This is a genomic window from Williamsia sp. DF01-3 (assembly GCF_023051145.1).
GTDB lineage: Bacteria > Actinomycetota > Actinomycetes > Mycobacteriales > Mycobacteriaceae > Williamsia.
The window spans coordinates 3,683,653-3,709,858 of record NZ_JALKFS010000005.1 but is presented as its reverse complement, the minus strand read 5'-3'; the positions used below and the strand labels follow the sequence as shown (position 1 = coordinate 3,709,858).

Annotated in this window: 23 protein-coding genes, 1 pseudogene and 1 riboswitch; of the genes and pseudogenes, 12 read left to right on the top strand and 12 right to left on the bottom strand. The window is 65.4% G+C overall.

Features of this window, described 5'->3' with window-relative positions; translation table 11 throughout:
* Nucleotide 1 precedes the first annotated feature (1 nt).
* On the bottom strand, nt 2–1,768 hold the full coding sequence (gene sucB, locus MVA47_RS19530; protein ID WP_247209402.1) for a 2-oxoglutarate dehydrogenase, E2 component, dihydrolipoamide succinyltransferase: 1,767 nt from the start codon (nt 1,766–1,768) through the stop codon (nt 2–4).
* Nucleotides 1,769–1,902: 134 nt separating this feature from the next.
* A pseudogene (locus tag MVA47_RS19525) lies at nt 1,903–3,412 on the bottom strand (leucyl aminopeptidase).
* Between the two features lie 93 nt (nt 3,413–3,505).
* Between MVA47_RS19525 and gcvT the strand changes: the two are divergent.
* Both gcvT and MVA47_RS19515 read left to right on the top strand, forming a co-directional pair.
* Complete coding sequence (gcvT, locus tag MVA47_RS19520) at nt 3,506–4,624, top strand: glycine cleavage system aminomethyltransferase GcvT (protein WP_247209401.1); 1,119 nt, start codon at nt 3,506–3,508, stop codon at nt 4,622–4,624.
* 91 nt (nt 4,625–4,715) lie between these two features.
* Nucleotides 4,716–5,816: a branched-chain amino acid aminotransferase gene (locus tag MVA47_RS19515; RefSeq protein ID WP_247209399.1), complete on the top strand. Its 1,101-nt coding sequence runs from the start codon at nt 4,716–4,718 to the stop codon at nt 5,814–5,816.
* A 17-nt stretch (nt 5,817–5,833) separates the two neighbouring features.
* On the opposite strand, the gene MVA47_RS19510 is transcribed toward MVA47_RS19515, so the two are convergent.
* Genes MVA47_RS19510 through MVA47_RS19500 form a run of 3 tightly spaced genes read right to left on the bottom strand, consistent with a single transcriptional unit; the run spans nt 5,834 to nt 9,012 of the window.
* Nucleotides 5,834–6,598, bottom strand: coding sequence for an adenosylcobinamide-GDP ribazoletransferase (locus tag MVA47_RS19510; RefSeq protein WP_247209397.1), 765 nt, complete (start codon nt 6,596–6,598; stop codon nt 5,834–5,836).
* Nucleotides 6,595–8,334: a nicotinate-nucleotide--dimethylbenzimidazole phosphoribosyltransferase gene (gene cobT, locus MVA47_RS19505; protein WP_247209396.1), complete on the bottom strand. Its 1,740-nt coding sequence runs from the start codon at nt 8,332–8,334 to the stop codon at nt 6,595–6,597. The genes MVA47_RS19510 and cobT overlap by 4 nt, the downstream gene beginning before the upstream one ends.
* 6 nt (nt 8,335–8,340) lie before the next feature.
* The gene (locus MVA47_RS19500) at nt 8,341–9,012 is read right to left on the bottom strand and encodes a DUF3043 domain-containing protein (protein WP_062799566.1); all 672 of its coding nucleotides are present in this window, start codon (nt 9,010–9,012) and stop codon (nt 8,341–8,343) included.
* Nucleotides 9,013–9,135: 123 nt separating this feature from the next.
* Here MVA47_RS19500 and MVA47_RS19495 point away from each other — a divergent pair, with 123 nt between their 5' ends.
* The 3 genes from MVA47_RS19495 to MVA47_RS19485 all read left to right on the top strand — a co-directional run bounded on the left by MVA47_RS19495 (nt 9,136) and on the right by MVA47_RS19485 (nt 11,884).
* Entirely contained in the window at nt 9,136–10,191 is a 1,056-nt protein-coding gene (locus tag MVA47_RS19495; protein ID WP_247209394.1) for a glycerate kinase, read from the top strand.
* Nucleotides 10,192–10,325: 134 nt separating this feature from the next.
* Nucleotides 10,326–10,700, top strand: coding sequence for an iron-sulfur cluster assembly accessory protein (locus MVA47_RS19490; RefSeq protein WP_247209393.1), 375 nt, complete (start codon nt 10,326–10,328; stop codon nt 10,698–10,700).
* Nucleotides 10,701–10,906: 206 nt separating this feature from the next.
* Entirely contained in the window at nt 10,907–11,884 is a 978-nt protein-coding gene (locus MVA47_RS19485) for a carbohydrate kinase family protein (protein ID WP_099384302.1), read from the top strand.
* Between the two features lie 26 nt (nt 11,885–11,910).
* On the opposite strand, the gene asnB is transcribed toward MVA47_RS19485, so the two are convergent.
* On the bottom strand, nt 11,911–13,839 hold the full coding sequence (gene asnB / locus MVA47_RS19480; protein WP_247209392.1) for an asparagine synthase (glutamine-hydrolyzing): 1,929 nt from the start codon (nt 13,837–13,839) through the stop codon (nt 11,911–11,913).
* Nucleotides 13,840–14,136: 297 nt separating this feature from the next.
* Here asnB and MVA47_RS19475 point away from each other — a divergent pair, with 297 nt between their 5' ends.
* The 3 genes from MVA47_RS19475 to MVA47_RS19465 are packed head-to-tail and all read left to right on the top strand — an operon-like array spanning nt 14,137 to nt 16,164.
* On the top strand, nt 14,137–15,159 hold the full coding sequence (locus MVA47_RS19475; RefSeq protein ID WP_374474433.1) for a cytochrome c oxidase subunit II: 1,023 nt from the start codon (nt 14,137–14,139) through the stop codon (nt 15,157–15,159).
* A 17-nt stretch (nt 15,160–15,176) separates the two neighbouring features.
* Entirely contained in the window at nt 15,177–15,593 is a 417-nt protein-coding gene (locus MVA47_RS19470) for a cytochrome c oxidase subunit 4 (RefSeq protein WP_030171513.1), read from the top strand.
* Nucleotides 15,594–15,636: 43 nt separating this feature from the next.
* A complete protein-coding gene (locus MVA47_RS19465; RefSeq protein WP_247209391.1) occupies nt 15,637–16,164 on the top strand; it encodes an N-acetyltransferase in 528 nt (175 codons plus the stop codon).
* 273 nt (nt 16,165–16,437) lie between these two features.
* Here the strand turns inward: MVA47_RS19465 and MVA47_RS19460 are convergent, their stop codons facing one another.
* Genes MVA47_RS19460 through MVA47_RS19445 form a run of 4 tightly spaced genes read right to left on the bottom strand, consistent with a single transcriptional unit; the run spans nt 16,438 to nt 20,740 of the window.
* Nucleotides 16,438–18,054: a cytochrome bc complex cytochrome b subunit gene (locus tag MVA47_RS19460; RefSeq protein WP_030171511.1), complete on the bottom strand. Its 1,617-nt coding sequence runs from the start codon at nt 18,052–18,054 to the stop codon at nt 16,438–16,440.
* A complete protein-coding gene (locus tag MVA47_RS19455; protein WP_247209390.1) occupies nt 18,051–19,223 on the bottom strand; it encodes a ubiquinol-cytochrome c reductase iron-sulfur subunit in 1,173 nt (390 codons plus the stop codon). The genes MVA47_RS19460 and MVA47_RS19455 overlap by 4 nt, the downstream gene beginning before the upstream one ends.
* A complete protein-coding gene (locus MVA47_RS19450; RefSeq protein WP_023953761.1) occupies nt 19,220–20,143 on the bottom strand; it encodes a c-type cytochrome in 924 nt (307 codons plus the stop codon). Before MVA47_RS19450 ends, MVA47_RS19455 begins: the two co-directional genes overlap by 4 nt.
* A 54-nt stretch (nt 20,144–20,197) precedes the next feature.
* The gene (locus MVA47_RS19445) at nt 20,198–20,740 is read right to left on the bottom strand and encodes a heme-copper oxidase subunit III (protein WP_197037988.1); all 543 of its coding nucleotides are present in this window, start codon (nt 20,738–20,740) and stop codon (nt 20,198–20,200) included.
* 217 nt (nt 20,741–20,957) lie between these two features.
* On the opposite strand from MVA47_RS19445, the gene MVA47_RS19440 reads away from it, so the two are divergent.
* Together MVA47_RS19440 and trpD are read left to right on the top strand one after the other, a co-directional pair.
* The gene (locus MVA47_RS19440; protein WP_247209389.1) at nt 20,958–21,440 is read left to right on the top strand and encodes a hypothetical protein; all 483 of its coding nucleotides are present in this window, start codon (nt 20,958–20,960) and stop codon (nt 21,438–21,440) included.
* A gap of 9 nt (nt 21,441–21,449) precedes the next feature.
* Nucleotides 21,450–22,502, top strand: coding sequence for an anthranilate phosphoribosyltransferase (gene trpD / locus MVA47_RS19435; protein ID WP_247209387.1), 1,053 nt, complete (start codon nt 21,450–21,452; stop codon nt 22,500–22,502).
* Between the two features lie 76 nt (nt 22,503–22,578).
* Here trpD and MVA47_RS19430 read toward each other — a convergent pair whose 3' ends face one another.
* Nucleotides 22,579–22,854 (bottom strand): Lrp/AsnC family transcriptional regulator, encoded by a 276-nt coding sequence (locus MVA47_RS19430; RefSeq protein WP_023953755.1) that lies wholly within the window; start codon nt 22,852–22,854, stop codon nt 22,579–22,581.
* 4 nt (nt 22,855–22,858) lie between these two features.
* Entirely contained in the window at nt 22,859–24,646 is a 1,788-nt protein-coding gene (locus MVA47_RS19425) for a DEDD exonuclease domain-containing protein (RefSeq protein ID WP_247209384.1), read from the bottom strand.
* 203 nt (nt 24,647–24,849) lie between these two features.
* Between MVA47_RS19425 and MVA47_RS19420 the strand changes: the two genes are divergently transcribed.
* On the top strand, nt 24,850–25,074 hold the full coding sequence (locus tag MVA47_RS19420; RefSeq protein WP_247209383.1) for a hypothetical protein: 225 nt from the start codon (nt 24,850–24,852) through the stop codon (nt 25,072–25,074).
* 109 nt (nt 25,075–25,183) lie between these two features.
* A riboswitch (cyclic di-AMP (ydaO/yuaA leader) is annotated at nt 25,184–25,363 on the top strand.
* A 14-nt stretch (nt 25,364–25,377) separates the two neighbouring features.
* A complete protein-coding gene (locus MVA47_RS19415) occupies nt 25,378–25,953 on the top strand; it encodes a C40 family peptidase (RefSeq protein WP_030171502.1) in 576 nt (191 codons plus the stop codon).
* Nucleotides 25,954–26,206: the final 253 nt, after the last annotated feature.

The following is a 26,206-nucleotide window of genomic DNA, read 5'->3' as shown; positions in this document are numbered from 1 at the left end:
GTTAGAGGCCGAGATCTGCCTCAAACGCCGCTTCTTCCAGACGATGCTTCACCGTGGTGAGGAAGCGTCCGGCGTCGGCACCGTCGATCAACCGGTGGTCGTAGGTCAGCGGCAGATACGACATCGACCGCACCGCGATCGACTCGGAACCGTCTGCTCCGGTGAGCACCACCGGGCGTTTGACGATCGCGCCGGTGCCCAGCATCGCGGCCTGCGGCGGAACCAGGATCGGGGTGTCGAACAACGCGCCCTGGCTGCCGATGTTGGTGATGGTGAACGTGCCACCGGTCAGGTCGTCGAGCTTGAGCTTGTTGCTCCGCGCCCTGCTCGCGATGTCGGCGATCGCCCGCGCCAGTCCGGCGATCGAGAGGTCATCGGCGTTGTGGATCACCGGCGATAGCAGACCCTGCTCGGTGTCCACCGCAATACCGAGGTGCACCTTCGAGTAGTAGGTGATCTCCTTGGCATCCTCGTCGATCGACGCGTTCACGTTCGGATGAGCCTTGAGGGCCTCGACGACAGCCTTCGCGATGAACGGCAGGAACGTGAGGTTCACGCCCTCGCTCGATTTGAAGCCTTCCTTCGCCGCCTTGCGCAGCGTCACGATCTTGGTCATGTCGACCTCGAAGACCTGCGTGAGCTGAGCGCTCTCCTGCAGGGACTCGCGGGTCTTCTTGGCCGTGATCTGGCGAATCCTGTTGATCTTCTGCGTGGTACCGACCAGCTGGGCCAGCTCCGGCCGCGGTGCCACCGCAGACGAAGACCCTTGCGCCGCGGGTGCGGGCTCGGCGGACTTCTCGGCTGCCGGCGGAGTCTTTGCGGCCTCGGCGGCGGCGAGCACATCCTGCTTGCGGATGCGGCCACCGACACCGGTGCCCTTGATCGAGTTCAGGTCGACGTCGTTCTCGGCCGCGAGTTTGCGGACCAGCGGCGTCACGTATGGACTCGAGCCGCTGTCGCCACCGCTGGAGGCAGCGGCCGACTTGTCGGCGGGCTCAGACTTGGGGGCGGGCTCGGACTTCGGGGCCGGCGCCGGTTCGGGTTCCTTCGCCTCGGGCTCTGGCTCGGGCTCGGGCTCTGGCTCGGGTTCCGGCTCGGCTTTAGCCTCGGGTTCCGGCTCAGGCTCGGGTGCGGACGGTTTGGCGTCGGCCGAACCGATGACCGCCAGACGCCCGCCGACCTCGACCACGTCGTCTTCCTGGGCGACGATCTCCAGCAGGGTGCCGGCCGCCGGTGATGGGATCTCCGTGTCGACCTTGTCGGTGGACACCTCGACGAGGGCCTCATCGGCCTCGACCGAGTCGCCGACCTCTTTCAACCAGCGCGTCACCGTGCCCTCTGTCACGGACTCACCCAGTTCGGGCATGGTGACGTCGGTGCCTTCGCTCGATCCCGACCCCGAAGCGGCGGGCTTGGCCGGCTCGGGTTCGGATTCAGGCTCGGGTTCGGGTTCCGCCTCTTGCTCGGCGGGCGCCTCGTCGGAACCGGCATCGCCGGAGTCGGCGTCGTCGGAGCTTCCGCCCGATTCGCCTTCTTCGCCGATCTGGGCCAGCTCGCCGCCGACCTCGACCACGTCGTCCTCTTGGGCGACGATCTTTGTCAGGACACCTGAGGCAGGGGCCGGGATCTCGGTGTCGACCTTGTCGGTCGACACCTCGAGCAACGGTTCATCGGCCTCGACCGTGTCACCCTCCTGCTTGAGCCACCTGGTGACTGTGCCCTCGGTGACGCTTTCACCCAGGGCGGGCATTTGGACGGAGAAGGCCATCGTTGTCGACTCCTCGATTTCGAGATCCGGTGTACGGTCTGCGGTCTGAGTCCGAGCCACCGGTGTTGGTGACGCGGCGTTGTGGCGGTACTTCCTGGTGGGCCGAACCGCCGGTCTAAACCCTACCTTTTGCTCTACCCTTCGGCAGCGATCTCCTCGAGCACGGCGAAGATGGTGCGTACGGGGACGCCTGTACCGCCTTTACCGGTATAGCCCCACGGGCCTCCGGTGTTGAATGCAGGTCCGGCGATGTCGATGTGGGCCCACTCGACTCCGTCGGCGACGAACTCGCGCAGGAACACGCCGCCGAGAGCATTCCGCCCCAACGGTGATTGGTGATGTTGGCAAGGTCGGCGACCCTGGAATCGAGATCTGAACGCAATTCCTCGGGAAACGGCATCGCCCAACCTGATTCGCCCACCGAGCGGGAGATCGTCGCGACACGGTCACGGAACTCCTCGGTGCCCATCACACCTGGTGTGCGTGTCCCCAGGGCCACCATCTGCGCCCCGGTGAGTGTTGCGGTGTCGATGAGGTAGTCGGGGTTGTCCTCGCACGCGCGCACGATCGCGTCGGCGAGGATGAGCCGGCCCTCGGCATCGGTGTTGAGCACCTCGACGGTTTTGCCGCCGTACTGGGTGAGGACGTCGCCGGGACGTTGGGCGGTGCCGGACGGCATGTTCTCGGCCATCGGGACGGTGGCGATGACGTTGACACCGACGTCGAGTTTGGCCGCGAGGATGGTGGTGGCCACGATCGCCGCAGCTCCGCCCATGTCCGAGGTCATGTGGTCCATGCCGGTGCCGGCTTGATCGAGATGCCACCGGTGTCGAAGGTGATGCCCTTACCCACGAGCGCAACGGTTTTCGCCTTGCGGCCGGCGGTGTGGGTGAGCCGCACCAGCCGCGGTGGCCGGGAACTGCCCTGACCGACGCCGACGATGCCGCCATAGCCGTCCTTGGCCAAGGCCGCCTCGTCGAGGATCTCCACCTTGAGGCCGGCGGCAGAGCCGAGGGCCTTGGCGCGTTGTGCGAACTCTTCGGGATACAGATGGCTCGGCGGGGTGTTGACGAAGTCGCGGGCGGTCGCGACGGCGGTGGCGATGGCCTCGGCGCGCTCGAGATCTTTCTTGGTCTGCTTGTCCGTGGCGGGCACCAGGAGCTTGACCGCGGTGACCCCGGACTTCTCCGGCTCCTTCGAACGGAACTCGTCGAAGCGGTAGGAGCCGAGGAAGAAACCCTGAGCGACGGCGGTCAGATCGATCGTGGACAGCGTGGTGACAGCACTGGCCACCCCGTCGAGGCTCCGAGCGGCAACACCTGCCTGCCGTCGAACGTGTTCGCTGTCATCGAGTTTGGCCGGGACACCCAGGCCCACCGCGAGGACAGAGGAGACGCCGAGTCCGGGAGGTGCTGGGATCCGGGTGAGCTGGCCGGCCGCGCCGGTGGCCCCGACCGCAGACAGCGCGGAGTCCACTGCGCCTGCTTGCGCATCGTCGAGCAGTCCGTCGCCGATCACCAATGTGGGAGCGCCGTCGTCCTCGGCGGTCGTCAATCCGATGACCAGAACGTCGTCGCCCTTGCCGATCTGGGTCACCAGAGACAGTTCCGGACCCAGCCGACGGTTCGCGCTTGACTTGCTCACGTTTCACTCCCACTCGTAGCCGACATGCTTCCCGATTGTCGATCCTAGTTCGCCGCGCTCCCGGGCCCGCCGTGGGCGCGATAGCGTAACGCCATGAGCGAAGGTGAATTGCTGGCCGGGCCGATCGAGGAATCGCACCGCACGCTGGGCGCGAGTTTCGCGGCATTCGGCGGATGGAACATGCCGGTGTCCTATGCGGGCACCGTCGCCGAGCACACTGCCGTGCGTGAGGCGGTCGGGATATTCGACGTCAGTCACCTCGGCAAGGCGTCCGTCACCGGACCGGGAGCTGCGGAGTTCGTCAACCGCACCCTCACCAACGATCTGAACAAGATCGCGCCGGGCAAGGCCCAATACACGTTGTGCACCAACGACACCGGCGGGGTCATCGACGACCTGATCGTCTACTGGGTGTCCGACGACGAGGTGTTCATGGTTCCGAACGCCGCGAACACGGCTGCAGTGGTCGCGGCGCTCGCGGCCGTTGCCCCTGCCGGGATCGAGGTCCGGAACCGTCATCGCGACTTCGGTGTCATCGCGGTTCAGGGCCCACGCTCGGCGCAGGTGCTCGCGGACCTGGGCGTGCCGACGGAGATGGACTACATGTCCTTCGCCGATGCCGAGTTGGCGGTGGGTGACGCGAAGTATCCGGTGAGGGTGTGCCGGACCGGATACACCGGTGAACGCGGCTACGAGTTGCTGCCGTCGTGGGACGACAGCGCGCCGGTCTTCGATGCCCTTCTGTCCGCGGTTGTCGCGGCCGGCGGGCAGCCGGCCGGATTGGGAGCTCGCGACACCCTCCGCACCGAGATGGGTTACCCGTTGCACGGACACGAATTGTCGGTTGAAATCAGTCCACTGCAGGCCCGTTGCAGTTGGGCTGTCGGGTGGAAGAAGCCGGAGTTCTTCGGCCGCGACGCCCTGCTGGCCGAGAAGGAGGCGGGCCCGGTGCGGCGGCTGTGGGGTCTGCGGGCGACCGGGCGCGGCGTGCCGCGTGCCGATCTGCCCGTGTTGTCGGAAGCAGGCGGTGACCGGATCGGCGTGTGCACATCCGGCACTTTCTCTCCGACGCTCAAGACCGGAATTGCCCTGGCGCTCATCGACAGTGCCGCCGGTGTCGCCAAAGGCGACACCGTGGTCATCGATGTCCGGGGACGGGCTCTCGAGTGTGAGGTGGTGCTGCCGCCGTTCGTGACCGCGAACGCCGGCTGACCACACCCGTTTCGCCTGCGGTCCGGGGGTCGTCGGGCCACGCGGAATCGGTGGTCGGAATCGGCTCACGGGTGAGCGTTACCATTGCCTGATGACCTTGGAGTTCGTCCGGACCGAGCATCCCCAGCCGGTGTCCCAGTCGCGCCGCGCCGACATCCTGGAAGCCCCGGGATTCGGCAGGCATTTCACCGACCACATGGTGATCATCGATTACAGCGCGGACAAAGGCTGGCACGACGCGAGCATTGTCCCGTACGGCCCGATCGCCCTGGATCCTTCGGCGATGGTGCTGCACTACGCCCAGGAGATCTTCGAAGGTCTCAAGGCCTATCGGCAGTCCGACGGGACGATCGCATCATTCCGGCCCGACGCCAACGCAGCGCGGATGCAGCGTTCGGCGCGTCGGCTGGCCATGCCCGAACTGAGCACCGAGGACTTCATGGCCTCGCTGCAGGCCCTGCTGGCCGCGGATCACGAGTGGGTGCCCGCAGCCGGCGGCGAGTCGTCGCTCTATCTGCGCCCGTTCATGATCGCCACCGAGCCCGGCCTCGGGGTGCGGCCCGCCACCGAGTACCGGTACATGCTGATCGCGTCGCCTGCCGGTGCGTACTTCCCCCGCGGCGTTCATCCGGTGAGTGTCTGGCTGTCCACCGAGTACGTGCGGGCGGCGCCCGGCGGTACCGGCGCGGCCAAGTTCGGTGGCAACTACGCGGCGTCACTGCTGGCACAGGCCCAGGCCGCCGAACACGGATGCGACCAGGTGGTCTGGCTCGACGCCATCGAGCGTCGTCACATCGAAGAGATGGGCGGGATGAACCTGTTCTTCGTGTTCGGATCCGGTGCCGACGCAAAGCTCGTGACCCCGGAGCTGTCGGGATCTCTGTTGCCTGGGATCACCCGGGAATCGTTGTTGCAGTTGGCGACCGACGCCGGGTTCGACGTCAGTGAACGCAAGATCAGCGTCGAGGAGCTACGCAAAGGCGTGGCATCGGGCGAGATCACGGAGGTCTTCGCCTGTGGCACCGCCGCGGTGATCACCCCGGTTGGACACGTCAAGGGTGACGTCGACGACTACACGATCGCCGACGGTCAGCCGGGCAAGGTGACGATGGCCCTGCGTGACACCCTCACCGGAATACAGCGCGGGACGTTCGCGGACACGCACGGCTGGATGACCAAGCTCCACGGCTGAGGTCGGCGTCCGGCCTGTCAGCCGATCAGCATCCCGCACAGGGCGATCAGTGCGCTCAGCTCGACGAGAGCGCCGAGAACATCGCCGTTCACGCCGTCGAATCGTCGGGAACAGTGTGCGGTGAATGCCCAGGCGAAGGCTGCGACCGCCACGGCGGTGAACGCACCGGGGATGGGCGGTACCGGCTCGATGGCGAACCCGGCGATCACAGCCCCCATCACCCAGAACGGGATGGTCAACCGCTGCGTGCCCGCGGTCAACGCACCGAATTTGGATTTCTCGGTGGCGTGCAACGTGATCCGGCATCCGATCACGGGGGCCACGCGACTGAGGAAGACCACGAAGACGATGGCGGCCCAGTTTCCCTGTTCGATGAGGGCGCCGTATCCGGTTGCCTGCGCAGCCATCACCAGCACCAGCGTCGCCGCGCCGAACGGGCCGGTGCTGCCACTGTGCATCACCTCGTGAACCCGCTCGGGCGGACCGAAACAGCCCAGTCCGTCGGCGGTGTCCGCCAGCCCATCGAGGTGCATGCCCCGGGTCAGGACCGCCAACAACCCGACGATCAACAGACCGAGCATCAACACCGGTAGGTCGGTGAACGACAATCCGAAAGCGGCTGCGGCGGCGATGCCGCCGAGGACCGCACCGACCAGGGGAGTGGACCCGATAACCGCGCCGCCCAAGGCGCGGTCGAATGGGCCCGGTGGTTCCGCCACAGGCAGGATGGTCAACCAGGACAGCGCGGTCTGAGGACCGCGCAGCGCGCGGCGAAGGCTCATCGACCGGCGCGCGTGGGTTCCGGTGCGCCGGTGACCTGGGCTTCGGCGAAGGTGGCCATGGAGGCGAGTGTGGCCACCGCAGACTGCACCACCGGGAGAGCGGTCAAAGCGCCACTGCCTTCGCCGAGGCGCATCGAGAGGTCCAGGAGGGGCTCGAGATCGAGCTGCTTGAGCGCGATGCTGTGAGCCGGCTCGGCGGATCGATGCCCGGCCAACCACCACTCGCGAGAACCGGGCGCCATGTCGTTGGCAACCAGCGCCGCGGCTGTGACCACAAGACCGTCGAGGATGACCGGTGTGCGCCGTAAGGCAGCCTGGGCCAGGAAGCCCGCCATCGCGGTGATCTCCGCGCCTGCCACGGTGCGCATCAACTCGAGGGGAACCCTGCCGTGGGGGCGCGCACGACGCATCCCGTCGCGCACCGCGGCAGTCTTGCGGATCCAGCCGTTGTCGTCGATGCCGGTTCCGCGGCCGACCACCACGACGGGCTCGTTGTCCGTCAGAAGACCGACGAGAATCGTTGCGGGCGTGGTGTTGCCGATACCCATCTCGCCGGCGATCAGGAGATCGGCGCCACTGTCGATCTCCTGGTCGGCGATGGCTCGCCCGGCGGCGAGGGCAGCGCGGGTCTGCTCGGTGGTCAGAGCATCTTCGACGGTGAGGTCTCCCGAGCTGCGCCGCACCTTGAACCGGCTGATGGCTTCGGGGGTCTCGGCGTCGACCGCGAGATCCTCGACCCTGACCTTTGCACCGTGCAGTCTGGCCAACACGTTCACCGCGGCTCCACCGGCGGTGAAGTTGGCGACCATCTGTGCCGTCACCTCAGGTGGGTACGCCGACACCCCGGCGCGGGCGACCCCGTGGTCACCGGCGAACACAACAACCGTCGGCTGACCGAAAGGCGATGGGGGACAGATCCCTTGGCATGAAGCGACCCACACTGCGATCTCTTCGAGCCGACCCAGCGAGCCGGTGGGCTTGGTCAGTTCACCCTGTCGTGCCCTGGCCGCAATGGCTGCATCACGGTCGGGTGCGGCGATGAAGTCGAACTGCTCGGGGAGTTCGAACTCCGTTGCGGCGCCGAGGCCGGTGTGCTGCCCGGAATCGTCGGACCCCTCGGTCTGTGAGGTGGCCGACGTGGCCTCGATCTCATCGGCTGTCGATGCCTCGACCGGGACGGGCGCCGCGCTGACAGCGCCGGTGGCAGCCGGCTGCGTGTCGCCGATCTCGAGCACCTTGCCCGCGACAACCAGGACCGTTCGGTCACACGTCGCAGCCACGGCGTTGTTGAGAAGCCCCAGCTGATCCTGAAACAGTCGTCCCGCCGGCGTGGGCGCCACCAGGGACAGGCCCACCTCGGGGCTGATGATGACCAGGTCTCCGGTGAAATCTGCTATCGCAGAAACGAATTCGGCTATCTTGTCGGAGAGGTCGAAGTTGTCGTCGTCCCAGCCGCCCACATCGTCGATCTGTCTGCTGACCCACCCGCCGAGATCGTCGACAAGAGTCGCCACGTCCGGGTCGGACCGTAGTCGACCGGCGACGTCGGCGGACTCCACCGTCTGCCAACCGGCCGGCCGTCGTGACCGGTGGGCGGCGATGCGCTGTGACCACTGCGGGTCACCGGTTGCCGGATCGGCCGCGGTGGCGATGTATCGGACGCCGGTTGCCGGGAGCAGTCCCTCGCCGAAAGCTGATTTACCTGAACGAATTCCACCAAGGATCAGAGTGCGCATCGTCGCTCAGACCGCGTCACCCGGCTTGACCCTCGGTTTTGGTGCCCGCATGAACCGCAGCTGCATCGCGCGGCTGAATCCGTACCAGCCGAGCTTGAATCCGCCGTCTTCGGTGCTCGGGAACCGCTCGCGGACGCGGTTGTTCAGGATCCGCCCCAGCAACACTCCGTCGATCACCAGGAAGATCACGAAGACCAGCATGAGCAAGGTGGCGTACACCGCGATGGCCGGCACGAACATGACGATGATCAGCAGGATGGCGAAGGGCATGAACATCCCGGCGAAGTTCCGGCGGGAGTCGACGATGTCGCGGGCGTAACGACGCACCTCGCCCTTGTCGCGCGGCATCAGATACCGCTCGTCGCCTTCCATCATCTTCTGACGCTGATCGGCGCGCTGCTGACGGCGGGCGTCGGCCTGGTCCTTTTTCTCGGCCTTGGTCAGGGTGACGTTCGACCCCTTGAGTTCTTTCTTCCGTGCCCGTGCCTCGGCGCGGGTCAGCGGGGCCGGGCTGACCGGTCCGCGTCGCTTGCCCTGGGCGTCGCGCCGCTTGGGAGTCGGGCGACCTTTGCCCTCGGTGTACCTGCGACTGCCCGCAGTTTCTTCCACCGTTGTCTGACCGGCGGTCGTGTCGACGGTGTCGCCTTCGACGTCGTCCTTCTTCCAGGGCAATTTCACCCCGTCAGATTATCTCCCCGGCGGCAGTTCTGATCCCCGGGTGGTGCAGGACTCCCTGCCGGCGGGGTGGCCGGCGCCTTCGCTGCGCTGCCGGAGCTGCCGTGCCGTTCCTATACTCCCTCCATGAAGGCTTTGATCGCCCCGGACTCCTTCGGTGACACCCTCACAGCGGTCGCGGCCGCCCAGGCCATCGCGGCCGGGTGGAAGCTCGGACGTCCCGGCGACGAGTTGATATCGGTGCCGCAGTCCGACGGCGGACCGGGATTCGTCGATGTCCTGGCCAGCCGGTTCGGCGATCGCCGCAGCGAGACGGTGGCAGGTCCACTGGGAGCGTCGGTTCGGGCCGACTGGCTACTGGATCGTCGCGGAGACCGTGCGACCGCCTACGTCGAATGTGCCCAGGCCTGCGGGCTGCACCAGTTGGGAGGCGGCCCCACTCCGCGGACCGCGCTGTCCGCGGACACGTTCGGGGTCGGCCAGCTGGTGGCCGCAGCGGTGGCCGCCGGCGCCACCGAGATCGTTGTGGGGCTGGGCGGCAGCGCGAGCACCGATGGCGGTCGTGGTCTGATCGACGCGCTGGGTGGTCTCGACGGTGCCGCACATTTGCTGAGGTCGGTCACGTTGGTGGCTGCGTCGGATGTCGAGAACCCGCTGCTGGGCCCAGGTGGTGCAGCACATGTGTTCGGGCCGCAGAAGGGCGCTGACCCACAGACCGTCTCCTTGTTGGAGGAAGGTATGGCCGAATGGGCCACGTCACTCAACGGTCTCGCCGGCCGCGACATCACCGAGGATGCAGGCGCAGGTGCGGCCGGGGGACTGGGTGCCGCGCTGATCGCGCTCGGGGCGACGAGGGTGTCCGGCGCAACTGTGATCGCCGAGGCGACCGGACAGCAGCACTTGATCGACGACGTGGACCTGGTGATCACCGGCGAGGGGCGGTGTGACGAACAGACCCTCAAGGGCAAGGTCGTCGCGGCACTCACCACAGCCGCGCGTCGGCGAGGTATCCCGACCGTTGTGCTGGCAGGCCAGGTGACGCTCACGCCCGCGCAGATCGCCGAGGCGGGCATCGCCAGGGCTGACTCGATCGTCGACATCGCAGGATCGGTCCAGCTAGCGATGGATGACGCCGACAACCAGCTGCGCCGACTCGCGCGGCACGTCGCCGAGGAGTGGTGACCGGCGCTTTCGCCCGCCCGCGTGGCGCGGGAATAGGTGGGACAGGAGTACGGTTATAGGCGTTGGAAGTTCGCATCCGATACCTGGCAACTGTGCCGATCGCACGCCTACGCCCCGCACACTGAGGAGAATCCATGACCGCATCGAATGAGACCGCTGTGCAGACCGAGACCGAAGCGCCTGCCCACGGTGTGATTCTGACCGATGCCGCTGCCGCGAAGGCTAAGGCCCTGCGCGAGCAGGAAGGTCGCGAAGAGCTCATGCTGCGCATCGCGGTTCAGCCCGGTGGCTGCGCAGGCCTGCGCTACCAGCTCTACTTCGACGACCGCAACCTCGACGGCGACCTGGTTGTCGAGTTCGACGGCGTCGGACTGGCCGTCGACCGGATGAGCGCGCCGTACGTCATGGGCGCGAGCATCGACTTCGTCGACACCATCGAGAAGCAGGGCTTCACCATCGACAACCCGAACGCAACCGGCAGCTCAGCCTGCGGCGACTCGTTCAACTGACGCCCCGCCCCGACGGGGCTCTGGCTTTCGGCAACGGCCGCATCCGATCACTCGGATGCGGCCGTTGTCCTGTCTGGGCAGTTGTCATGCCGGCCGGACCGGAGGCGCCCGCCCATACTTTTGACGGTTTCGGGGTATGCCCTGCTTCGTCTGTGGGCGTATGTAGCGTTAGCCCCATCACCGGGTGAACAGAAAGGCTCGTTTTCGTGGCCATTGCCATTTGTGGATCGATCGCGACAGATCATTTGATGCGTTTTCAGGGGAAGTTCTCCGAGCAGCTGCTTTCCGAACATCTCGACCACATTTCTCTCAGCTTCCTGGTCGAGGAACTCATCATCCGGCGCGGCGGTGTCGCCGGGAACATCTCGTATGCGATGGGTGTCCTGGGTGGTTCGCCGTTGCTCGTGGGGTCGGTGGGCAGCGACTTCGACGACTACCGCAAGTTCCTGGAGGACAACGGTGTGGACACGCGCGGTGTCCGCGTCTCGGAGACAGCCCACACGGCACGCTTCATGTGCACCACCGACGATGAGATGGCGCAGCTGGCCAGTTTCTACGCCGGAGCGATGAGTGAATCCCGCCAGATCTCGCTTGCCCGTCTCGCCGAGGAGTTCGGCAAGCCTGAGCTGGTCCTGATCGGCGCCGATGATCCCGAGGGGATGATCGTGCACAGTCGGGAGTGTCGTGAGCTGGGCATACCGTTTGCCGCCGACCCCTCGCAGCAACTCGCGCGACTCGACGGCGAACAGGTACGCGAACTCATCGACGGGGCCACCTACCTGTTCACCAACGAGTACGAGTGGGGCCTGCTACGTCAGAAGGCCGGGCTCAGCGATGCCCAGGTCGCCGAGATGGTCGGTCTTCGTGTCACCACGCTGGGCAGCGGTGGTGCCGAGATCGTCGAGGCCGACGGAACACGCACCCATGTGCCGGTGGTGCCCGAGACCGAGAAGGTTGATCCGACCGGCGTCGGCGACGGCTTCCGGGCCGGATTCCTTGTCGGTAACGCAGCGGGTCTGAGTCATGAGCGTAGCGCCCAGCTCGGTTCGATGGTCGCCGTTCTGGTGCTGGAAACCATTGCGCCGCAAGACTGGACGTGGAACCGCGAATCAGCGTTGGCCCGCATTGCGGGCGCGTACGGAGACGAAGCCGCTGCCGAGATCGGAGCGGTCATCCCGGCGTGAGATGACCGCCCCGGCCTACGCCGAGGCTAGAGCTTGACGGGGTAGCGGTGGTCTTCGATCTGGGGCGTGATGGTGCCCTCGACGAAGATCCCGTGCCACACCATGAAAACAAGCACCGTCCAGAGTCGTCGACTGTTGTCGACCACTCCGGCGCGATGCTCCGTCAGCATCTGCCGCACCGCGTCTTTGTTGAAGATGTGCTCGGTCTGAGACTTCTCGACGGTCTGCTGAGCCCAGTCGTAGAGCTCGGTCCCGGCCAGCCAGTGACGCAGCGGGACGGGGAAGCCCAGCTTCTTGCGGTGCAGGACGTGCGCCGGGACGATCTGCTCGAGGGCCTTCCGCAACGCGTATTTGGTGGTGCCGTGCGAGATCTTCTCGTCGAAGGGCAGGGCCTCGGCGACCCGCATCACCTCGGGGTCGAGGAAGGGAACCCGCAACTCGAGCGAGTTCGCCATGGTGATCTTGTCGGCCTTCACCAGGATGTCGCCGCGAAGCCAGGTGAACAGGTCGAGATGCTGCATCCGCGCCACCGGGTCCCACCCCTGGGAGGTCGCGTAGATTGGAGCCGTCACATCGGTGTGAGTCCAGTCCGGCCGGAAATCCTTCAGGACAGCGCGTAGCCGGGCGTCGTCGAAGCTGCGCGCGTTCCCGTAGTACCGCTCTTCGAGCGACATCGAGCCGCGGTGCAGCAGGCTCTTACCGCGTGTGCCCTCGGGTATGCGGTCCGACAACCGGCCCGCGGCCTTCCGCAGTCCTCGGGGTAGCCGCTCGAAAGGCTTGAGCGACAACGGTTCTTTGTAGATCGTGTACCCGCCGAAGAGTTCGTCGGCACCTTCTCCGGACAGGACCACCTTGACGTGCTTACGTGCTTCCTTCGCCACGAAATACAGCGGCACCAGAGCCGGATCGGCGACGGGGTCGTCGAGGTACCACACGATCTCCGGGATCGCGGCGGCGAACTCGGCAGGTCCGACGACCTTGACGACGTGCCGAGCGCCGATGGCCGCGGCCGATTCGGCTGCCACGTCGACCTCTGAGTAGCCCTCGCGCTCGAACCCGGTCGTGAACGTGATCAGGTCCGGGTTGTGCCTGATCGCCAGCGCCGCGATGGCCGTCGAATCGATGCCTCCGGAGAGGAACGAACCCACCGTGACGTCGGCGCGCATGTGTTTGGCGACCGAATCCTCGAGCGCTGCGGCTATCTCGTCGTATCGCTTCTGTTGGGTGTCCGGGGTGAACGGGCGAACCTTGAACTGGGGAGTGAAGTACCGGCGCACCTGCGGTCGTTGTCCGGGCTTGATGGTTGCGTAGCTGCCGGACTCGAGGCGACGGATGCCCGCGTGCAGCGTTTCTGGTTCCGGTACGTACTGCAGCACCGTGTAGTGCTGGACTGCGCGGGGGTCGAGACCGTCCGCGACGCCGATCCGGTCGAGGAGTTCGAGGAGGCTCTTCTTCTCGCTGCCGAAGACCGTTCCGCCCGAGCCTGTCGCGATGAAGAGTGGCTTGATACCGAAGGGGTCGCGGGCGATGAACATCGACCGCTCCTCGGTATCCCAGATCGCGAATGCGAACATGCCACGCAGTCGGGCGACCGCGTCAGGACCCCAGTGATGGAAGGCGGCGACGATGGCCTCGCCATCACCCTGGGTGCGGAACTCTGCACCCTCGTCCCGGCTCAGCTGCTCACGAAGCTCGAGGTAGTTGTAGATCTCGCCGTTGAAGACCAGCGCGTACCGCTCCGGATTGTCCGCAGGACCCCAGCGCAACGGCTGATGCGAGTGCTCGATGTCGATGAATGCAAGACGGTTGAACCCGAAGGCCACATCCGCGTCGTGCCACGTCCCACCCGGCTCGTCAGGCCCACGGTGGCGCATGCAGTGCGACGCCGCGGCCACCAATTCGGCAGACTCTCCCGCAGACGCGTCGCTGGACAACAGACCTAGCAGACCACACACGAAAAAGCCTCAATTCGTCCTCCGGACAGCACTTCGAACATGCCCGAGTATGCCGCAACAACGGCCGCCCCCGCCCGCCCGGCCCATGCGCGTCCTCGGCTTTCCGGGCGTCGGTGACACGAACCCAAACCCCGATACGAATGTTGCGGGCGGTTGGTCTACGCTGCGTAGTACACGAGCTACCAATCGTGGGTGGCGGTGTGGCTGTTTGCAGTCTGGGCAGGGTAGGAAGGCGTGAAATTGGCACACGGTGGGCGACCTCCGGCATCGACTAAGCGTCAGCACCGCGGACGTCGAATCAAGCAGATCAGCGCGACCCTGTTCTTGGGTGTCGGCGCGATGATGCTGTCGAGCTGCAGCGCTGAAGAAGTGATGCGGTTCGGCTGGCCCGAGGGCATCACGCCCGAGGCCGAAAGCATGCGTCACCTATGGACCTGGTCGGTGATCGCTGCCCTCGTCATGGGAATCATCGTGTGGGCGCTGACCTTCTGGACTATCACCTTCCACCGCAAGAAGCCCGGTGGCGACGAGTTCCCGCGTCAGACCGCTTACAACGTGCCGCTCGAGTTGACCTATACGGCCATCCCGTTCGTGATCATCGCGGTGCTCTTCTACTTCACGATCATCGTGCAGAACGATGTCGAGGCGAAGAAGTCCGATCCAGATGTGGTCGTGAACGTCACTGCCTTCCAGTGGAACTGGAAGTTCGGTTACCGCACGGTGCAGCTGGAAGACGGCGCCCGTTACGACGGCACTCGCGAGAACCCGTACGAGAACCAGCGGGCCGAGCTAGAAGAGCATGCCGGCGAGAAGGCCGAGCAGGCCGGCCACAACGAACAGAACGCAATCGACGCGGAGCGCAACAACATCCGCGAGTACCTCATGTACGACAAGATCGAGACCACCGGTAACTCCGAAGAGATCCCGGTCCTGGTCTTGCCGACCGGCAAGCGCATCGAGTTCGAGATCGCTTCGAACGACGTTGTCCACTCGTTCTGGGTCCCCGAGTTCCTGTTCAAGCGCGACGTGTTCCCCTTCCCGGAAGAGAACCACACCGACAACCGCTTCCAGGTCAGCTCGATCGACCGCGAAGGCGCCTTCGTCGGGCGTTGTGCCGAGATGTGCGGTACCTACCACTCGATGATGAACTTCGAGGTGCGTGCTGTCAGTCCCGAGGAGTTCGATCGCTACATTAAGTTCCGCGACTCGAACCCGAACGCCACCAACGCCCAGGCACTCGAATCGATCGGTGAGCCCGCCACTGCGCTGACCACCAAGCCTTTCGACACCCGCCGCGGCACCCAGACGGCCTCGAACTAGCACCCAGGAGCCACGAGATGAGAATTGAAGCGCGCCTCTTCGAGGTGCTCACCGGGTTCTTCTTCCTGGTCGCCATCGCCTACGGGCTGGCCAGTGGACTGTCCAGCAAGAACGTCGAGTGGGTGGGTGTCACCGGCCTGGTCATGACCGGCGGCCTGACCCTGATCATCGGGACATACTTCCGATTTGTCGCTCGCCGCGTGGACATCCGCCCCGAGGACTACGAAGACGCCGAGGTGTCTGATGGTTCCGGCGAATTGGGTTTCTTCAGTCCCGGCAGCTGGTGGCCCGTGGTGATCGCGCTCGGCGCTGCAGTGCTCGCCGTGGCCATGGCAACAAGCAACTTCTGGTTCGTTGGCTTCGCAGCCGCCTGCATCATCGGTGCGGTCGCCGGCCTGGTGTTCGAGTACCACACCGGGCAAGAAAAGCACTGACCAGCAGCACAACATCAATCCTTCTTCGCACTCAGCTCCTGGGATGCCCGTAGAGATACGGCACACCTGGGAGCTGAGTGCTTTGCAACGCCGTCACCTGCGTGAGCTCTTCAACCGAGCTTTCGACGGTGCATTCGCAGACACCGACTACGACCACGCCCTCGGCGGCCTGCACGTCATGGTCGCGTCCGACTGCGGCGAGGTGGTGGCCCACGCGGCGGTGGTGGCCAGATCCATGGTCGTCGACGAAAAGCCGCTCCGCGTCGGGTATGTGGAAGCGGTTGCCGTCGATCCCACACGGCAACGACAGGGTCTCGGGCATCAGGTGATGGATGCTTGCGAGCGAATCGTCCTGGGTGCCTACGACTTCGGAGCGCTCAGCGCCAGCGCGGCCGGCGAAGCACTGTATCGGGCGCGAGGCTGGCGTCCTTGGGAAGGCGAGCTCGGGGCACTGACGCCAGACGGCCCGATCACGACGCCTGACGACCGTGGAGGGGTCCACGTCTTCGGTGAGATCGGACGGCCCGATGGTCGTCTGCTGTGCGAGTGGCGCTCCGGCGACCTCTGGTGATCCTGGTGGCTCTGTAGCGCCGCCGTTGTACCCGCCTGCTCGTGTTTACGTATCGGACGTCCCCGGGGCCAGATCGTCCTGACCGGATGCAGCGCGCGCCGAGTGGTTTCAGTCTTTCCCCGTCGTTGTCGAGGCGCTCAGAACGATCCCTTCTGTCCACATCGATCGCGAGCATGGCGGTGAGGTAGGGGAGAGGTGCCACATCTGAGAGGCCGTACATACACAAAAATCCGGGCCCCGATGTGGGACCCGGATTTCTTGTGGTGTTGCAGATCAGTCGGTGAACGGGCTTCCGCCACGAGCCTGAAGAGCGCGCAGCGCGTCCTTCTCGACGTGGTGGGCTTCGCTGTCGAGCTCGATCTGACGCTGTTGCTCTTCCGGCGGGTCGGCCACCAGCAGCGAACCGCTACCGGGGTGTCCGGCCGAGCCCAGCTTGTTCATCCGCTTGGGCAGCGCTGCACCCTCGTACGGCATCGGAAGCGGGTGACCGTGATCATCGAGAGGTCCGAGCGGCTGGTGCAGCTCGATGTACTCACCATGCGGAAGGCGCTTGATGATTCCGGTCTCGATGCCGTGCTCGAGCACGAATCGGTCACTGCGCTGCAGGGCCAGGGCCCAGCGGTAAGCGATGTAGTACGCGAGCGGCGGCACGATGATCAGGCCGATGCGTCCCATCCACGTGGTCGCGTTGAGCGAAATGTGGAACTTGTACGCGATGATGTCGTTCATGCACGACACGGTGAGCACGATGTAGAAGGCGAGTGCCATCGCGCCGATACCTGTGCGCACCGGGGTGTCGCGAGGCCGCTGCAGCAGGTTGTGGTGAGCATCGTCGCCGGTGAGGCGCTTCTCTATCCAGGGATAGGCGAACATCACGGTGATGATGATCCCGATGACAACAACCACCCAGAAGATCGCCGGGATCGTGTACGCGTTCCCGAAGTAGACCTCCCACGCCGGCATCAGGCGGGCAAGTCCGTCGGTCCACATCATGTAGATGTCGGGCTGCGAACCGGCCGACACGTGTGCCGGGTTGTATGGCCCGAGCACCCACACCGGGTTGATCTGGAAGATGCCGGAGATGATCGCCAGGAAGCCGAAGGTGACCGCGAACAGCGCACCGGCCTTTGCCGCGAAGATGGGGAGGATGCGGACGCCGACGACGTTCTGTTCGGTACGGCCGGGGCCGGGGAACTGAGTGTGCTTCTGGTACCAGACCAATGCGAGGTGTGCACCGATCAGGGCCAGGATGATGCCTGGGAAAAGCAGCACGTGCAGTATGTAGAGCCGCGGAATGATGATGTCGCCCGGGAACTGACCGCCGAACAACGCCCAGTGGATCCAGGTACCGACAAGCGGTATTCCGAGGACGATGCCCGACATGGCAGCGCGGACGCCGGTGCCCGAGAGCAGGTCGTCGGGGAGTGAGTATCCGAAGAAGCCCTCGAACATCGCCAGGAGCAGCAGCATGCAGCCGATGACCCAGTTGGCCTCACGTGGCCGGCGGAACGCACCGGTGAAGAAGATGCGCGCCATGTGGATGATGATCGACGCCGCGAACAGCAGTGCTGCCCAGTGGTGGAGCTGTCGGACGAACAGACCGCCGCGGACCTCGAACGAGATGTCGAGTGTGGTGGCGTACGCCTTGGTCATCATCACGCCGTTGAGCGGTTCGTAGGCGCCGTTGTAGACGACCTCGCTCATCGACGGATCGAAGAAGAACGTCAGGTACACACCCGAGATCAGCAGGATCACAAAGCTGTAGAGCGCGATCTCGCCGAGCAGGAAGGACCAGTGGGTGGGGAAGACCTTGTTGATCTGCCGACGGAGACCGGGAGCCAGGTGATACCGGCTGTCGACCTCTTCTGCGCGTTGCGCGAGTTTGCTCATGGTCTGTCCTTCCCCTGGCCGCGTTCCCAGAACGCCGGCCCGACGGGTTCGATGAAGTCGCCGGCCGCCACCAGATAACCCTGTTCATTCACAGTAATGGGCAACTGCGCGAGCGCGCGAGCAGCTGGACCGAAGATCGGCTTGGCGAACTCGAGGGCATCGAACTGGGACTGGTGACACGGGCAGAGGATTCGGTTGGTCTGCTGCTCGAAGAGCGATGCGGGGCAACCGAGGTGCGAGCACACCTTCGTGTATGCGAAGTAGTCGCCGTAGTTGAAACTTTCCTGGTTCTTGCGCTTGATGGCCCGGGCCGCGTCGTTGGGACGCAGACGGATCAGCATCACGGGGTTGTCCACCGCACGCAGTCCTTCGAGGAGCTTGTGCCGAGACTCTTCCGTCTCGCCGACGCCATCTGAGACCCGCCATGGGAACACTGTCTCCATGCCGCCGGCATCGAGGTCTTCTGGTCGGACGAGGACCACCTGGTGGGGGTTGCCGGTGTCGCGACGCAGGAAGACCGTCTCATTGGGGGCTTCAGGGGAGTTGTGGATCGGCGACCACCCGGTGTTCCAGAGAGGGGCATCCTTACCCTCGGCCCACGGGTTCTTGATGATTCCACCGACCAGGGCGACGAGGCCGGTGACCGCGAAGGTTCCGAGTCCGAAGAGTCCGGCACCGATGATCATCTTCCGACGACCGATCGTGGACGACGTCATGGTGTTGCCGAGCATGGCGGCAGCGGTCTTCTTGTCGACCTCTGCCGAGCCGCCGTCGTGGCGGTCCTGGACCGAGATCTCTTCGGGGATGAACTTCTTGGTGAACTGGATGGCGCCCACTCCGATGGAGAGGATCGACAATCCGAAGGTCACGCCCAGCAGGGGAGTGTTGAAGATGTACTGCCAGTAGTGGTCGCCACCGGGCATCACGAATTCCCAGTGGTTGAAGATGAAGATGACAAAGCAGGCCACTGCCGATAAACCGGCCAGCAGGAACCAGAACGCGACCGACCGCTCCGCGCGCTTCTCAGCCTTGCTGCCAGGCTCGGGGAACCGTTCCCGACGGTGGATGATCTCCACACCATCGAGGTTGGTTCCGAGCTTGACCAGCTGGTCGTTGCTCATCCCGTCGAGCTCGTCCTGGGTGGGGACAGATTTGTGTTGATCGCTCATGTGCGTGATCCCATCCACATCGCGGCGGCGACGATAGCCACTACGCCGACAGCCCACATCGCCATTCCCTCGGAGACCGGTCCGAAGCCGCCCAGGGCGTACCCGCCCGGTGCTTCGGGGCGCGTCGCGTACTTGACGTAGCCGATGATGTCCCGCTTTTCCTCATCGGTGAGCTGACGATCCGAGAACTTGGGCATGTTCTGCGGTCCGGTCAACATCGCCGTGTAGATCTGTTGCTCATTGGCCGGGTCGAGGACCGGCGCGAACTTGCCCGACGACAGTGCTCCACCGCGACCGGTGAAGTTGTGGCACGACGCGCAGTTCAGCCGGAACAGCTCGCTACCGCGGCCGATGTTCTCACCACGCAACTGCTCTTGCTCGACAACCGGGTAACCGTCTTCGAAGATGACGTTTCCGTTGGCGTCCTTGGCGTACACGACCTGGGGGCCGCCGCCGACCGACTGGATGTAGGCGCCGAGTTGGTCGATCTGGGCCTGGGTGAACTTGGCCGGCTTGCGCTGGATCTGGGCTTCACCACGGACCGCGGGCATACGCCCGGACGAGACCTGGAAGTACACCGACGCATCGCCGACGCCGACCAGCGACGGTCCGCGGTCGAGCACACCTTCGAGGTTGGCACCGTGGCACGTGATGCAGGACGTCTCGTAGAGCTTGCGGCCGTCCTGGATCAGCGCCGCACTCGACTCGCTGTCCGCCTTGGCGACCTGCGGGTCCGGGGTGATCGCAGTGGCCAGGCCTCCGGCGACCACAAGACCTGCGAGCAACAGCAGGATGCCGGATGCGCGACGTCGCAACTTGCGGCGTGCCTTGGCCTTTTTCGCGTCGATCCTGCCTGCGCCCTCGCTCAGGGCGCCCTCAACCGAATCCCCGGGTGAGGTGGGTGGGGGAGATGAACTCATCTGTGTCTCTCTGCTAAGCGGACTGACTCTGCCTGGGCTGAAGTGTGGTGCGCGTTACCGGATGAAGTAAATGGTCGCGAACAGGGCAATCCAGACGATGTCGACGAAGTGCCAGTAGTAGGACACGACGATCGCGGCGGTTGCCTGAGCCGGGGTGAACTTGCTCAACCGCGTGCGGATCAGCAAGAAGACAAAGGCGACGAGACCGCCGATCACGTGCAGGCCGTGGAACCCGGTGGTGATGTAGAACACCGAGCCGTAGGCGCTAGACGACAGCGTCGTGCCCTCGTGAACCAGGTGGTAGTACTCGTACGCCTGACCGGCGACGAAGATCGCGCCCATGATCAGGGTGATCGTGTACCACCGGCGAAGGCCGAAGACGTCGCCACGCTCGGCGGCGAAGACACCGAGCTGGCATGTCACCGACGACAGGATCAACACGGTGGTCACCGGGATCGCCAACGTCAGGTTGAGCTCGGTGGGCTCCATCGGCCAGTTGCCGTAGTTTCCGGCTCGCGCGACGAAATACATCGCGAACAATCCGGCAAAGAACATCAGCTCGCTCGAAAGCCACACAATCGTGCCGACGCTGACCATGTTGGGTCGGTTCAGCGAGTGCACGCGCTGGGTGATAGCTGATCCTGTGGGTGCTGCAGCGCTAGTCACCCCAGAAGTATGACGGTTCGTAGTAAGCGATGACTACTGGGGTCCAGAATTTTTCTGGCGCGTCGCGACGACCCAGCTAAACGTACGCATATCCCCAGTTCCCGGCGTGTCCGAGAGCTGAAAATCACACACCTGGGAGGCTGGTGGGGTGCCTCGCGACGTGAACGGGAACCCGATCGAAGTGTCCCGGTGGAAACGATGGTCCGGTCGGCTCGCCGGTGGCCGAAAGTCCAACGGGGAGTTGTCTGCCGACGATCCGTCCCTGGTCGTGACGGCCGAGAGTTTCGACGACGCGAAGGCGGCGTCGTCGGTGCTCGCCGATTCCGGTTGGCGCGAACACGAACAGTCGGTTCTTCGGCACCTCCTGGTGCTGCCGTCCGGGTCCGTCCCAGGGGCTCTGGAACTCGCGGCCCAGGACCACTACGGACCCGTTCCGGTCCCGCCGGGAACCGGTGTCGTTGCCGCCGGCGGCAACGAGGTGGTGGCCCTGGCCCGCGTACAGCTGATCGATGCCCTGCACGTGTCCCAGGAACGCTCCCGGATGGCTGGTTTGGCCCAGCGGCACGGCGGCTCTGCAGTGGGCTGGCAGGTGCTGCAACCGCCGACGAATCAGGTTGCGGGGGGTGGCTAGGCTGCCACTGTGACCCACTCGAACGTTCCGGCCCGTACGTGGCCGCAGATTCTCGGCGTACTGGCCGATGGCCACGACCTGGATCCCGACGGTGCCGAGTGGGCGATGAACGAGATCATGACCGACAACGCGACCCCAGCGCAGATCGCCGCCTTCGGGGTGGCGATGAAGCTCAAGGGGCCGACCCCCGGGGAATTGCTGGGCCTGGCAACGGGGATGCTCGCCCACTCCAGTGTGGTGCCCACAACGCGCGATTGCGTCGACATCGTGGGAACCGGTGGTGACCGGTCGAACACGGTGAACATCTCGACGATGGCATCGGTCGTGGTCGCCGCAGCCGGTGTGCCGGTGGTCAAGCACGGCAACCGCGCGGCGTCGTCGAAGAGTGGTGGCGCCGACGTCCTGGAGGCGCTGGGCGTCAAGATCGCGCTGACCGCCGATGGCGTCGCCACCTGTGTCGGTCAGGCGGGCATCGCCTTCTGTTTCGCCCCCGTGTTTCATCCCGCGTTGCGGTTCGCGGCGGCTCCCCGCAAGGAGATCGGCATACCGACGGTCTTCAATGTGCTTGGCCCCCTGACCAATCCGGCACAGCCGACCAGCGGTCTGGTTGGGTGTGCCTTTGCCGATCTCGCGCCGGTACTCGCCCAGACATTCGCTGATCGGGGTCACTCGGTACTTGTCGTCCGCGGCGATGACGGCCTCGACGAACTGACCACGACGACGACGTCAACCGCGTGGCAGGTCGTCGACGGTGCCGTGCACAAACAGACTGTGGACCCCACGACCATCGGTCTGGCCCGGGTCGAGTTGGAAGCACTTCGAGGCGGCGACGCGGACCACAACGCGCAGGTCGCGCGGGACCTGTTCGCCGGAGCGACCGGGCCGGTACGCGATGCCGTGGTGCTCAATGCTGCCGGTGCACTGGCTGCCTACCGTCCCGACCGCGGCGCCGATCTGCACGAACAGCTGCGCACGCAGATCGACGTGGCTGCCGACGCAATCGACTCCGGCGCGGCCGCGACCTTGCTCGACAACTGGGTGCGCGTGAGCAACGCCCTCTGACGCACTCTCCATGGGGGTTGCCCTGCGGGCTCCCCGGTTGGCCACCGACCAGGGCGGCCAACCGGGTGTTCCTTCGTCACTCTCCGATGGAGAAGCCGGCGTCGACGTCGGCGCTGGAGTAGCTCTTGAAGGCGATGTGGGTGGCGGTGTGCTTCACACCCGGCAGCCGACTGATCGCGGCGGTGACGACGTCGGCGATCTCCGCGTGGTCCCGGACTCGGATCTTCGCGATCAGGTCGACGTCACCGGCACACGAGTACACCTCGGTGACGCCTGAGATGTCGGCCACAGCCTGAGCGGTCTCCGGGATCTGATGGACATCGGTCTGGATCAAGACGATGGCGGTAATCATTGACTCAGCCTAGGTCGCCCTCGAGTGTGATGGTGCGACGCGCCGTGCCCACCTTGTCGCGCCAGTGGACGTGCCGGCCGCCACCGTGGCGCGGCAAGCTGAACCCGCTGGTGGCGCAGACGATTCGAACCCCTGGTCCGGTGAGCCACCGGTACACCAACGCAACTTCCTCGTGGGGCGCGCCGTACAGCGGTCCCGGTTCGGGGAGCACCGTCTCCGCACCGGCCGCGAGCGCGGCCACCACGGGCATCGGCGGAACGCCCCGCGCGGCGACCCCGGCGCTTGCGAGGCGGCCGTGCCTGATCACCGCCAAGTCCCATCCGCCGCGTCCATCGGGTGCGGCGGCGACCATCTCCGAGATGCGGGCCAGCGCGGCCAGCCGCTGACACCGTTCCAGGTGGGCGATGAGGTGGTCGAGGCGATCGCGCAACCGCGCGGCGTTCTCGAAGAGTTCGGCACGGGCGAGCGACTCGAGTTTGTCCAGAGCCAGCTGAACGGGGAGGTCGCTTCGGCCGCTGAACAGCTCGGCGACGGTTCGGGCTCGGGGGAGATATGCCTCGGCGGCAAGTGGTTCGGTGGTGGCCGCGTGGCAGCCGCCGACCACACGCCGCCCGCCCGGGCCCACCTCGCACACGTGAAGTGCAGTGGCCCGTAGCGCGGTACGGCACGTGCGCAGGCCGCATGTGTCGGCGATGAGGTCTGCGACGTCATAGGCAGTGGCGCGGGAACGAAAGGGGCCAACCGAGGTCGCGGTCGGGGTCCGGCTGATCTTCAAACGCGGGAACGCCTCCTCGGTGAGACATATCCACCAGCCGAGATGTGGGAACTTCGACCGGCGGTTGTATGGCGGCGCGTAGGCGCCGAGGAGACGCAGTTCGCGCACCCCTGCCTCGATCCGATGGGCACACTGGACGTGGTCGACGCGCGTCGCCAGTTCGACCATCTCGCGTACCCGGGTGCGGTTCTCCGAACCGGTGAAATAGCTGCGGACCCGCCTGCGCAGGTCGGTTGCGGTGCCGACGTACAAAACCTCATCAGAGGGGCCGCGGAACATATAGACACCGGGTTCTGACGGCAGGTGGTCTGCCAGGCCCCTCTTGTTCCGCGTGGCACGGGAGACCCCGGGCAGGAAGTTGCGGAGGTCGCCGAAGGTGTGGATGCCGAGATTGCCGACCCGTTCGAAGAGCCGGTGCATCACCTCGACTGTTGCACGGGCGTCGTCGAGTGCCCGGTGGGTCGGGCGGGTCTGGACGGCGAAGAGGTCGGCGAGAGCCGAGAGCTTGACAGTCGGTGCCTCGTCTCTGGTCAGGACTCGACGGGCCAGCTTCACGGTGCACAGCACCCGGCGGAACGGCCACGGGTGGCCGAGCTCGGTGGCAGCGGCGCGCAGGAAGCCGGTGTCGAACCGCGCGTTGTGCGCCACGATCACCGCGTCGCGGGCGAACTCGAGGAAGGCCGGGAGTACCTGGTCGATCGTGGGGGCCTGGTAGACCATCGCTTCGGTGATGCCGGTGAGGCGAACGATGTGTGGTGGGATTCCGCGCTGTGGATCCACGAGCGTCGCGAAGTCACCGAGCACCTCGCCGCCCCGGACCTTCACGGCGCCGATCTCGGTGATCCGGTCGCCCATCGGGCTGCCCCCGGTGGTCTCGAGGTCCACCACCACGAATGTGGTCTCCCGCAGGGGGACGTCGTCGGGGTGGTCCAGTACGGGATCGTCGAAACACAGCTGAGTCCCAGCAGCCTCACCAACAACACTCACACTGCGAACATTAGTTCGATCCACCGACATCGCCGCGGGGGCGCAGTGCGAGATGGCTTGTCAGACCGTGGAGTTAGCGTTCGGCCATCGGGGTCGAACCAAGGGCTCCGGACCTCAGGGAGAACCCTGAGGACCCTGAGAAAAGGCCCCCTAAACCGAATGAGACGGAGATCACAATGCTCATAGACTGCAACACCTGCCCGGGCCGTCGGGTCGCCTGCGACGACTGCATGATGACCGTTTTCCTGGGTCCCGTAGGTGTCCCTAACAGCGCAAACGACGAAGTTCGCTGTGATGAATTCGTTATTGACCACCAGGCGCGCATCGATGACGCGATTGCGGTGTTCCACGCTGCGGGCATGATCGGCAAGTCTGACCGTCACGGTCAGGACGCGGCAGTCAACGCAGGTGGCAGGGTTTTTGTTCCCCGATCCGGCGGTCATCTGCGAGCTGGATGACCCGACACGCCGGTTGGCCTCCTGTCGGTCCCCTAGTGGACACGGACCATCACGGTTTCGTAACCTTTCTGAGACCTTGCGAAAGCGTCCACTCCAACCGGAGCGGATCGTAGGGTCGCCGCTCAATCACCGTCCTGGTGAACCGGGGAACCACTGATGCGAATGCGAGTTCACATCCGGGGTGAATCCCATTGAACCCTGAGGTCGTCAGACTTCTGGGTTCGCCGGGTAGGGCCATCTTCCGGCCCGAATCCGACAGCTAACCCGGTAGGCGGATAGGGAAGAAACAGGAGACATCGCTTCGTGGCGAAACATCGTTTGCAACAGCCGAACCGGGGCATCAAGAGCGCCCGGGGCGCACTGATCGCCGGATCGATCACCCTCGGCACCATGGGAATGGCCGCCGCGCCGGCCATGGCTGCTCCGATCACCGTTCCCGGTGTAGGAACCTTCGAGATCCCGGGCCTGGCCGAAAACCAGATCCCCAATGAGTTCAAGTCCCCCAACATCCTGCCGCAGGCAGCGCAGCCGGTCCGGCCCGCAGGCCAGATCGCCGCTGATGCCGCAGTGAGCAAGATCGGTTCGCCGTATGTCTACGGCGCCGCCGGCCCCAGCGCATTCGACTGCTCAGGTCTCGTCTACTGGTCGCACCAGCAGGCCGGTCAGACCATTCCTCGGGACAGTTACGGCCAGCTCGGCGGTGGCACCCACGTCGACGCCGCGAACATCCAGCCCGGCGACGTCGTGATCTACAACGGTGGCGGCCACGCAGGCATCTACGTCGGTGGCGGCCAGGTCGTCCACTCCTCGACCGAGGGCGTGCCCGTCGGCCGGATGGGTCTCAACGACCAGTCGATCGTCGACATCCGTCGCTACTGATCTACACAACTGAACACGACCATTGGGCGGGGCCGCACTCGAGCGGCACCCGCCCAATGGCTTCCGAACACCCGGTTGCAGACAGTCTGGCCGTCCGCGCTCGGTGGGGCGAAGGCCTGTGTAGCCTGGCCGGGTTGGTCAGTGCAGCGGGATCGGTCGAAACAAGACGTACCGAGTGGGCAGCTGATCTGTTCGGTACACACAGAGGTAAAGGGCTCGGGTTGGCCCGCGTGAAGTGTTGAGGAGTTTCATC

What these genes read in the sequence shown, in the direction of transcription:
- sucB (WP_247209402.1), bottom strand. Translation starts at nt 1,768, where the DNA reads ATGGCCTTCTCCGTCCAAATGCCCGCCCTGGGTGAAAGCGTCACCGAG.
- gcvT (WP_247209401.1), top strand. Translation starts at nt 3,506, where the DNA reads ATGAGCGAAGGTGAATTGCTGGCCGGGCCGATCGAGGAATCGCACCGC.
- MVA47_RS19515 (WP_247209399.1), top strand. Translation starts at nt 4,716, where the DNA reads ATGACCTTGGAGTTCGTCCGGACCGAGCATCCCCAGCCGGTGTCCCAG.
- MVA47_RS19510 (WP_247209397.1), bottom strand. Translation starts at nt 6,598, where the DNA reads ATGAGCCTTCGCCGCGCGCTGCGCGGTCCTCAGACCGCGCTGTCCTGG.
- cobT (WP_247209396.1), bottom strand. Translation starts at nt 8,334, where the DNA reads ATGCGCACTCTGATCCTTGGTGGAATTCGTTCAGGTAAATCAGCTTTC.
- MVA47_RS19495 (WP_247209394.1), top strand. Translation starts at nt 9,136, where the DNA reads ATGAAGGCTTTGATCGCCCCGGACTCCTTCGGTGACACCCTCACAGCG.
- MVA47_RS19490 (WP_247209393.1), top strand. Translation starts at nt 10,326, where the DNA reads ATGACCGCATCGAATGAGACCGCTGTGCAGACCGAGACCGAAGCGCCT.
- MVA47_RS19470 (WP_030171513.1), top strand. Translation starts at nt 15,177, where the DNA reads ATGAGAATTGAAGCGCGCCTCTTCGAGGTGCTCACCGGGTTCTTCTTC.
- MVA47_RS19465 (WP_247209391.1), top strand. Translation starts at nt 15,637, where the DNA reads ATGCCCGTAGAGATACGGCACACCTGGGAGCTGAGTGCTTTGCAACGC.
- MVA47_RS19460 (WP_030171511.1), bottom strand. Translation starts at nt 18,054, where the DNA reads ATGAGCAAACTCGCGCAACGCGCAGAAGAGGTCGACAGCCGGTATCAC.
- MVA47_RS19455 (WP_247209390.1), bottom strand. Translation starts at nt 19,223, where the DNA reads ATGAGCGATCAACACAAATCTGTCCCCACCCAGGACGAGCTCGACGGG.
- MVA47_RS19450 (WP_023953761.1), bottom strand. Translation starts at nt 20,143, where the DNA reads ATGAGTTCATCTCCCCCACCCACCTCACCCGGGGATTCGGTTGAGGGC.
- MVA47_RS19445 (WP_197037988.1), bottom strand. Translation starts at nt 20,740, where the DNA reads ATGGTCAGCGTCGGCACGATTGTGTGGCTTTCGAGCGAGCTGATGTTC.
- MVA47_RS19430 (WP_023953755.1), bottom strand. Translation starts at nt 22,854, where the DNA reads ATGATTACCGCCATCGTCTTGATCCAGACCGATGTCCATCAGATCCCG.
- MVA47_RS19425 (WP_247209384.1), bottom strand. Translation starts at nt 24,646, where the DNA reads ATGTCGGTGGATCGAACTAATGTTCGCAGTGTGAGTGTTGTTGGTGAG.
- MVA47_RS19420 (WP_247209383.1), top strand. Translation starts at nt 24,850, where the DNA reads ATGACCGTTTTCCTGGGTCCCGTAGGTGTCCCTAACAGCGCAAACGAC.